The sequence below is a fragment of the Novosphingobium sp. UBA1939 genome, from assembly GCF_002336885.1.
Classification (GTDB): domain Bacteria; phylum Pseudomonadota; class Alphaproteobacteria; order Sphingomonadales; family Sphingomonadaceae; genus Novosphingobium.
In genome coordinates this window covers 33,727-36,030 of the sequence record NZ_DDFB01000106.1, presented here as the reverse complement: position 1 = coordinate 36,030, position 2,304 = coordinate 33,727, and the positions used below count along the sequence as shown (strand labels likewise).

At 63.0% G+C, this 2,304-nt stretch carries 1 protein-coding gene and 1 pseudogene (1 of these 2 only partly in view); one reads left to right on the top strand and one right to left on the bottom strand.

Going from position 1 to position 2,304, the window contains the following annotated elements:
- Positions 1-117 precede the first annotated feature (117 nt).
- Positions 118-300, bottom strand: coding sequence for a hypothetical protein (locus tag B3547_RS13420; protein WP_292963946.1), 183 nt, complete (start codon positions 298-300; stop codon positions 118-120).
- 175 nt (positions 301-475) lie between these two features.
- Here B3547_RS13420 and B3547_RS13415 point away from each other — a divergent pair.
- Positions 476-2,304 (top strand): annotated as a pseudogene (locus B3547_RS13415) (TonB-dependent receptor) (it continues 220 nt past the right edge of the window).

The following is a 2,304-nucleotide window of genomic DNA, read 5'->3' as shown; positions in this document are numbered from 1 at the left end:
CCGGCTCCCGGCCCGGAGCGCGCTTGGCGTGAACGGGCTCGCCATGGGGGCGGTAACCGAAGTCGAATGCTGGGCTACTTTCCGCGGCAAGTAACCGGTTTCAGCGGGCGCCGCGTCTCAACGGAAGCGCCCAACTTTGGTCTGCGGAATATTGGACAGGCCAATTATGGGAATCGCGGTGCACTGATGTGCGGGTGAACGGTCATTCCCGGCGGCGAACAGATTTTTCGGACGCCATGCCTGGCAGGAGGTCGTCACGCGCTTGTCACGCAGCATGATCTTCGCGTAGAGCGGCTTCATGAAAATACCTTTATAATCAGGATTATACCTACAAAATTGGCCAATTCCAATCAGGAGGAATGACCAAATTTGTCAGATTCTGCGCAGGAAGTATTGTATCTGGTCAGGCCATTTGGTAGGAGGCCGATGCTTCACGGGCGAAGAACCCGTGCTTCTACTTCCAGGGAGAATGGAGATGACCTGTTTCCGCAATTCCGTTTGCCTCGGTGCGCTGGCTGCCGCGACGGCAGCGTTGGCGCAGCCGGCCATTGCGCAGAACGCGGCGCAGGACCAGGCATCTGCAAAGTCCGATTCCGGGGCTGATTCCGCCGCACCCGGCGAGATTATCGTCACCGCCCAGAAGCGCGCGGAAAACGTGCAGAGCGTTCCGCTCGCCGTTTCGGTGGTCGGGCCGACCCAGCTCAAGGCCGCCGGCGTCACGCAGTTCCAGGATCTGGGCAAGATCGCGCCTTCGCTGACGATCCGCCCGGCTGAACACCCCGCCAACGCCAACGTCTCGCTGCGCGGCGTCGGCACCTTCGCCTTCGGCATCGGCGTGGAGCCGAGCGTGGCCGTACTGGTCGACGAAGTGCCGCTGGCCTTCCAGGCCCGCGCCTTCACCGACCTGCCCGACGTGGAGCGCATCGAAGTGCTGCGCGGGCCTCAGAGCACGCTTTACGGCAAGTCGGCCTCGGCGGGTCTGATCAACATCATCACGCGTGAGCCGACCGACACCTTCCACGCCCGCGCCAATATCCTGGCCACCACCGATTCCGAAGTGGGCGGCAACCTGAGCATCTCCGGCCCGCTTGCGCAGGATCTCGGCTATGTGCTCTCGGCCAGCTATTCGAAGTGGGATGGCAACGTCCACAACCTGTACAACGGCAAGACCGTGAACGGTCGCGAAACGGTGAATCTGCGCGGCAAGATCCGTTACGAGCCCAGCTCCGACGTCAAGATCACGCTTTCGGGCAACTACGTGAACGGCACCACCACCGTTGGCCGTCCGTTCATCCGCATGGCGCCCGGCGCGCTGCTGCGCAACACCGCCGGCCAGACCGTGGGCGTGACGATGCCCGGCGTGAACGTGAACCCCGAAAACCAGGACATCAGCAACAACTACGATTCCCGCACCAAGTATCACGGCGGCGGTGGTTCGCTGCGCGGCGAATTCGGACTGGGCGACCTGACGCTGATCTCGATCACGTCCTATGACAAGTTCCGCCTGAACGACTATCTCGATCACGACGATACCTCCTCGACGCTGCCCATCGGCAGCAACATCCAGGTCGGCGCGTTCAAATCGCGGCTGTTCACGCAGGAAGTCCGCCTGCTCTCGCCCGGCGACAAGCCGTTCCGCTACACGGTCGGCGCCTACTATGCCGATGTGCGGTTCGAGCGGCCGTTTTATCGCGGCCCCGCCTTCTCGCCCGCCAACTGGTATGCCACGTCCAAGTCGCGCCAGGTTGCCGGCTTCGTGCAGGCGGACTGGGAATTCATGCCCAAGGCCACGCTGACGGCGGGCGGCCGGGTGCAGAACGAAAAGATCGCCTACACCTTCCAGGACAACCTGGCGGCAGCCGGCAGCCAGTTCTTCAGTGGCGGCGCCTCCAAGACGGCTGGCACCTACCGGATCAGCGCGCGCTATGAATTCACGCCCGACCTGATGGTGTTTGCGACCTACTCCACCGGCTACAAGGGTCAGACCTACGACCTCACCACCGGCTTCAACGCGGCGCGTGCGGCGGCCGGCCCGCTGCTGCCCGAACGCTCGCGCGATATCGAGGTGGGCGCACGCATGCAGTTCCTCGACCGGCACGTGACGGTGAACCTCACCTACTTCGACACGACCTACAAGAACCTGCAGGCGCAATCGATCGAGACGATCGGCGGCACGCAGAACTTCCGCCTGACCAACGTCGGCAAGCTGGGCACCAAGGGCGTCGAACTCGATACATCGGCGCGCACGGGCGATCTTTCGCTCAACTGGTCGCTGGCCTATCTCGACGCGAAGTACCTCTCGTA

Bases quoted from the DNA above. Each gene is read 5' to 3' on its own strand.
- B3547_RS13420 (WP_292963946.1), bottom strand. From the start codon at position 300: ATGAAGCCGCTCTACGCGAAGATCATGCTGCGTGACAAGCGCGTGACG.